Consider the following 6,297-nt stretch of genomic DNA (forward strand, 5'->3'; position numbering starts at 1 on the left):
GGCATGGGGGGATACCTCCGCTGGGGGGTTGCCCTGGGGGCCGTACGTGGGATCCGTGAGCACCGTAGGCCCATACGATCTGCTGACCGGTGCAGCGACCCCGGCGGCGCGCACCGCTGTCCCCCGTTCGCGGTAACGTGAGGCCCCTATGAACGCCAATCCCGACGTGCAGCTCCCCGCCGTGTCCGTCATCATGCCCGTCCTCAACGAGGAGCGGCATCTGCGCGGAGCCGTCCAAGCGATCCTCGCGCAGGAGTACGCCGGCGAGATGGAGGTCGTGATCGCCCTGGGTCCGTCCACGGACCGCACGGACGAGATCGCCGCCGAGCTCGTGGCCGAAGACGCGCGTGTGCACACCGTCCCGAACCCGACCGGCCGCACCCCCGCCGCCCTCAACGCCGCGATCAAGGCCTCCCGCCACCCGATCGTCGTCCGCGTCGACGGGCACGGCATGCTCTCGCCGAACTACATCGCCACCGCCGTACGGCTCCTGGAGGAGACCGGCGCGCAGAACGTCGGCGGCATCATGCACGCCGAGGGCGAGAACGACTGGGAGCACGCCGTCGCGGCCGCGATGACCTCGAAGATCGGCGTCGGCAACGCGGCCTTCCACACGGGCGGTTCGGCCCAGGCCGCCGAGACCGTGTACCTCGGTGTCTTCCGGCGCGAGGCGCTGGAGCAACAGGGCGGCTACAACGAGGAGTTCATCCGCGCCCAGGACTGGGAGCTGAACTTCCGGATCCGCGAGGCGGGCGGCCTCATCTGGTTCTCGCCCGAGCTGAAGGTGTCGTACCGCCCGAGGCCGAGCGTGAAGGCCCTCGCCAAGCAGTACAAGGACTACGGCCGCTGGCGGCACGTCGTCGCCCGCTACCACGCTGGCTCCATCAACCTGCGCTACCTCGCCCCGCCGACCGCGGTGTGCGCGATTGCGGCGGGCCTCGTGGTCGGCGCGGCCCTGACCCCCTGGGGCTTCCTGATCCCCGGCGGCTATGTCGCGGCCATCGCCGCCGGGTCCGTCCCGGCCGGCAAGGGACTCCCGCTGAAGGCACGCCTGCAGATCCCGGTCGCCCTCGCCACCATGCACATGTCCTGGGGCTACGGCTTCCTGACCAGCCCGCGCTCCCTGGCGCGGAAGGTCATCGCCTCGCGCCGCCCGGCGGTCCTCAGCGCGAGCTGAGCCCCGCCGGGCGCGCGGTGCCCGTCACCAGGTGAAGTCAGGGTCCACCTTCATGCACGCCTTGGTGTCGGAGGCGTTCAACGCCTCCGCCGTGTCCGGCGTCCTGTCGTCCTGCTTCGGCGCCTTGTACGCCGTACCCTCCCGCCAGTCGGCGCCCACGACGAGCGTGACCCCGGAGACGTTCGTGGACTTCTCCACGGCGCTGGTGGGGATGCCGAGGGCCTTGGCGAGCCGCTGGGCGTCGCCCTCCAGGTCGGCGCTCGGGTAGCGGACGATCGTCGTGTCCTCGACCGGCGTCGTCGAGGCGTCCGCCACGGCCCTGGTGAAGCCCTTGCCGACGAGCAGCCCGGCGACGGTGGTCGCACGGCCGGAGGCCGGGGCGAGGGTGTCGGTACGGGTGCCGTTCTGCACCTGGACGGCGATCTCGTCGTCCGCCGCCGCCGGGTCGGTGGAGCCCTTCTCCTCGGTGGACTTCTTCTTGTCCTTGCCGTCGAGGGCGATGTCCTCACGCACCAGCCGGAACAGCTTGGTGGCGTCGTCGGTGGGCACCACCCGGCCGGTCTGGATCGTGTCGTACTCGTTCGGCATCGTCGTCATCGTGATGCGCGACGTCGGCACCTTCTTGAGCTCGCCCGCCAGGTCGTACAGCTTGGCGACCGTGCCCAGGCCCGGGTCGACGGTGAGGGCGTTGGTGGCCGCCTCGGCGAGCGCGCGCAGCTTGCCCGGGTTGCTGAGCTTGGCGTTCTTGCGCAGCTCGCGGACCATCGCGTTCATGTACTGGTGCTGTGCCTTGGCGCGGGCCAGGTCGCTGCCGTCCTCGAAGCCGTACCGGGTGCGCAGCCACTGCAGGGCCTGCTCGCCCTTGACGTACGTCGTGCCCTTCTCCAGCTTCAGCCCCGAGCCGTGGCCCTTGCTGTCCTTGGACTCGATGTTGGCGTTCACACAGACCGGGACGCCGCCGATCGCGTCCGCCATCGACACCACACCGGCGAAGTCGATCATCATGAAGTGGTCGATGTGGATGTCGGTCAGCTTCTCCCACGTCGCCACCGTGCACCCGGGTCCGCCGCGGCCCAGCGACTGGTTCGTCATCGTGCGCTCGCGGGCCTGGTACACGTCCCCGCTGTCCGGGTCCGTGCACTTGGGCATGTCCACCAGGGTGTCGCGCGGCATGCTCACCACCGACATGTTGGTGCGGTCGGCGGACACGTGCAGCAGCATCTGCACATCGGCGAGCGGGGTGCCGCCGAACGTCTCCTTGGCGCCGCCGAGTTTCTGGTTCTCCTTGCTGTCGCGCGCGTCCGAGCCGATCAGCAGGATGTTCAGCGGCGTCTGACCCGCCGCGTTCGCCTCGGTCTCGGCGGCACGGTCCTTGGCGTCGCCGATGTTGAGGTCGTCCTTCTTCAGGTTGTCGTTGAGGTGCTGGTAGTAGAGATACCCGGCACCCGCGGTGCCCAGTATCACCACCGCCAGAACCGTCGCCGACCAGCGCAGCGCACGCCGTCTGCGGCGCCTGCCGTCGGTGCCCCGGCCGCCTCTGCGACCCCCGCCACCGTGCCGGCCGCCCTGGTCGGCCGGCGTGTCCTGGTCGGCCTGCGGGGTGAGGGACATGGTGTCCTCCACCGCGGGGGCCTCCCCTCGCACACTGCTCTGCGCCAACTCTCTGCCCTTCCCCGCCCTTTGCCCGACACGGCTTCGCTCCGCCCCGGACCTCCCTGTCCGGTGCGGAGCGCACCATGGCAGACCACCCTGTCCGACACCGGTTCGCTACCTGTCAGACCTCTGTGGGTCCGGACCGGGTTGGCCACGCGTCGGCAAAATCCACGCCGGGTACGGCCATGTGCCGTGCCCGGCCGACGCCGGTCGACACACCGGTGTCGTGTGTCAGACCAACGAACCTCCGGCACAGTTGCGTTCCCGCCGCGGATTTCGTACCGGGAGCGGCATGCCGAGGGCTACTGCGCGCACTCGACCTTGTCGGCGGTGGACTTCTCCACGTCGGGAGCCTTCGTCGGAGCCGTGAGCGAGACGCCCGCGCCCTTGAAGTCCTTGCCCAGCGTCAGGGTCATCGTGGGCAGGCCCTGGGAGTTGGTCACGCTCTCGCCGGGCTTCATCGCGGAACCGGAGAGCCCCATGATGGCGGCGAGCCGGCGTGCCTGGTCCGCCTGGTCCGGCGCGTACTCCAGCGTCGTCTTCGCCAGCGTCGCCGGGGCGTTGCCCGCGTTCTCGGACTTGGTCACGTTCTCCTCGGTCTGCAGCCAGGACAGGGTCTCCTGGGCGCTGCCCGCGGGGGCCCCGCCGTTGAAGATCTGCACCCGCACCTCGGAGGCGTCGGCCTTGGTGCCCTTGAGCCGGGCGGCCACGGCGGCGGCCTCCTTCTTCTTCTGCTGCTTGACCTCGGTGAAGGAGACGTCGTTCTGGATCGCCTGGAAGACCTGGGGAGCCGTCGTCTCGTTCAGTACGACCGTCGCCTTGACCTTCTCGGCCGGGTTGTCGATCACCGGAACCGTGGTGAAGGTCAGGTTCTTGGTGTTGAGCTTGCCCAGCTCCAGACCGAGGTCCTTCAGCTTGTCGATGCTGTCGAGCTGGGAGTCGACGGTCAGCGCCTTGGTGCCCGCCTCCGCCAGCTTGATCATCTTGGTCGGGCTGGAGAGCGTGTCGTTGGACTTCAGCTTGCGCATCAGCGCGCTGAGGAACTGCTGCTGGAGTCCGATCCGGCTCAGGTCACCGCCGAAGCCGACGGCGTGCCGCGTGCGGACGAAGGCCAGCGCCTGCTCGCCCTCGATCACATGCTCGCCCTTGGGGAGGTTGAGATGGGAGTCGGGGTCGTTGATGTCCTTGCCCAGACACACCTCGACGCCACCGACCGCCGTCGTCAGCGTCTTCACCGCGTTGAAGTCGGCCACCATGAAGTTGTCCGGCTTGATCCCGGTCAGCTCGGTGACGGTACGGCTGGTGCAGCTGGGCGTACGGCCCTCCTGGCCCAGGCTCGTGTTGAAGCGCACGCCGGTCTCGCCCGCGATGACCTTCTGGGAGCCGTCCTCCTGCGTGGTCGGGCAGTCGGGGATGTCGACGATGAGGTCGCGCGGGATGCTGAGCGCGGTCGCGTTCGAGCGGTCCTTGGAGACGTGCAGCAGGATCGTGGTGTCGGCGTGACCCGCGCTGCCGGCGTCGCCGTAGCTGCCGTTGCCGGCGCCGGTGCGCTTGTCCGTGCCGATGAGCAGGATGTTGATGGCCTTGTCCTTGGAGAAGCCACCAGTGCTCGCGCCGTCGTCGGAGACGGACTGGATGTTGTCGTTGAGGTGCTCCAGGTAGAGATATCCGCCGACCGCGGCGGCCACCACCACGAACGCCGTCACACCGCCGGTCCACAGCAGGACCTTCTTCGCCCTGCTCTTCTTCTTCACCGGCCGGCGACCGCGCCGCCCCGCCGACGGCTCCTCGGGCGCGCCGCGGCGCCTGCGCTGCGAGGGGACCTCGCGGCCGGGTGCGCCCCGGTCCGGGCGTGGCTCGCGGACGTCCCGGCCGTCGCGGGCCGGGGCGGCGGTCCGGTTGCGCACGGCGCCTCCGGCGCCGCTCGCCGCGCCGCCCGCTGCCGGTCCGCCCGCCCGTGCGGCGGCGCCGGCCCGGGAGGCGGATCTGCGCGGTCCCGGAACCGACGACTGCGGTGCGGAAGGAGTCAGTCGCAGTTCGTATTCACCGGTGTTCGGATTGAGCACCCACTGGTCTGCGGGATCGATGTCGTCCGCCCGCCCACGGCCTTGCGCGTCCACGGTTGTCTGAATCCTCCGTCGGGGCCACGCGGCGCCTTCCCCCTCCAAGGCGCTCGGGTCTCTTTCGGTCAAACAGTGCGCAAGCCTAACTACGGCAGGGAGCACCGGATCGCTCACACTATCCGCCCAGTTCAGCGTCGAGCGACGACGGTGACAAATTCCACGTCCCTACAACTGGGCAATCCGGCGCATTTCTTTGAACTGGGGTTCGCCGACTTGGTGAGCGCTTTACCCGCAGGGGTTCTCGGCGGCTGTGTTGCCCCGGAAGGTGGGTGCGGGCGGAGTGGGATCGGCGGGACCGTTCGACTGTCTGCCAGCGGGCTTTGCGTCACGATCGCGCGAACTCTTGTGCGAAGAATCGCGGGATGGGCCCTGGGACGTTTCGGGCGAATTCACGACTTCCACCGGGGCGTCGATACGCAGCCGCTGGAAGAGTCGCCGCGCTTCGGGCTCCACGAGTTGGTCGCGATTGGCGTTGTATATGTACGACTCCCGAGGGACCGTGAGGAATTGCACGCGTTCAGTGGGGATGTCGCGCACTCCACGGGCGAGTTCGTACAAACCGCGCAAACTGGCCAGGGCGGGGTCGGTGGTCAGGGAGGACGTCGCCGCGTCCAGGACGGGGTAGAGCCTGACCGGATTCAGCAGGACGTCGTTGCTCTGGACCTTGTGCACCAGGGCGGCGAGGAATCGTTGCTGGCGTTCCATGCGGTCGGTGTCGCTGCCGTCGCCGAGGGTTTTGCGGGCGCGGACGTAGCCGAGCGCCTGCTCGCCGTCGAGCGTCACCTTCCCGGCCGGGAGCCGCAGTCTGGCGGCCTTGTCGTCGATGGGCTTCGCCAGACAGATCTCCACGCCGTCGACGGCGTCGACCATCTCCTTGAAGCCGTGGAAGTCGACGACCACGTGGTGGTCGACTCGGATGTCGGTGAGCCGCTCCACGGTACGGATCGTGCAGGCCGAACCGCCCTTCTGGAAGGCGTAGTTGAACATCGCGAACATGGGCTGGGTGCGGGTGCCGTCCCGGCGGCGGCAGCTGGGGACGTGCACCATCAGGTCGCGGGGTATCGACACGGCGGTGGCGCTGCGGCGCCCGGCGGACAGGTGCAGCAGGATCGTGGTGTCGGAACGCTCGGTCCCCGAGTCGCGTCCGTAGCGCCGGTTGCCGTTCCCGGCCCTCGAGTCCGACCCGATGAGCAGGATGTTCTGGGCGTCGCGCACCAGCGAGGTCGGCCGCTCCTTCTCGTACCGGGCGAGCTCGGCCGCGGCGGCCTCGTCGGGCGTGATGTTCCCTTCGAGCTTGGCGTACACGCCCCACCCGACCCCACCGGCGACGACAAGCACACCCCC

At 69.4% G+C, this 6,297-nt stretch carries 4 protein-coding genes; 1 reads left to right on the top strand and 3 read right to left on the bottom strand.

Annotation, left to right across the window (positions count from 1 at the left end; translation table 11 throughout):
• Window positions 1-148 precede the first annotated feature (148 nt).
• Complete coding sequence (locus L0P92_RS40910) at window positions 149-1,177, top strand: glycosyltransferase family 2 protein (protein WP_234768211.1); 1,029 nt, start codon at window positions 149-151, stop codon at window positions 1,175-1,177.
• 24 nt (window positions 1,178-1,201) lie between these two features.
• Here the strand turns inward: L0P92_RS40910 and L0P92_RS40915 are convergent, their stop codons facing one another.
• The 3 genes from L0P92_RS40915 to L0P92_RS40925 all read right to left on the bottom strand — a co-directional run bounded on the left by L0P92_RS40915 (window position 1,202) and on the right by L0P92_RS40925 (window position 6,291).
• Window positions 1,202-2,788 (bottom strand): LCP family protein, encoded by a 1,587-nt coding sequence (locus L0P92_RS40915; RefSeq protein WP_234768212.1) that lies wholly within the window; start codon window positions 2,786-2,788, stop codon window positions 1,202-1,204.
• 344 nt (window positions 2,789-3,132) lie between these two features.
• Window positions 3,133-4,950: an LCP family protein gene (locus L0P92_RS40920; protein WP_234768213.1), complete on the bottom strand. Its 1,818-nt coding sequence runs from the start codon at window positions 4,948-4,950 to the stop codon at window positions 3,133-3,135.
• A 228-nt stretch (window positions 4,951-5,178) separates the two neighbouring features.
• Complete coding sequence (locus L0P92_RS40925) at window positions 5,179-6,291, bottom strand: LCP family protein (protein WP_234768214.1); 1,113 nt, start codon at window positions 6,289-6,291, stop codon at window positions 5,179-5,181.
• Window positions 6,292-6,297: the final 6 nt, after the last annotated feature.

Source organism: Streptomyces muensis (genome assembly GCF_021474425.1).
GTDB lineage: Bacteria > Actinomycetota > Actinomycetes > Streptomycetales > Streptomycetaceae > Streptomyces > Streptomyces muensis.

Coding starts and splice junctions, on each gene's coding strand:
- L0P92_RS40910 (WP_234768211.1), top strand. CDS start 149: ATGAACGCCAATCCCGACGTGCAGCTCCCCGCCGTGTCCGTCATCATG.
- L0P92_RS40915 (WP_234768212.1), bottom strand. CDS start 2,788: ATGTCCCTCACCCCGCAGGCCGACCAGGACACGCCGGCCGACCAGGGC.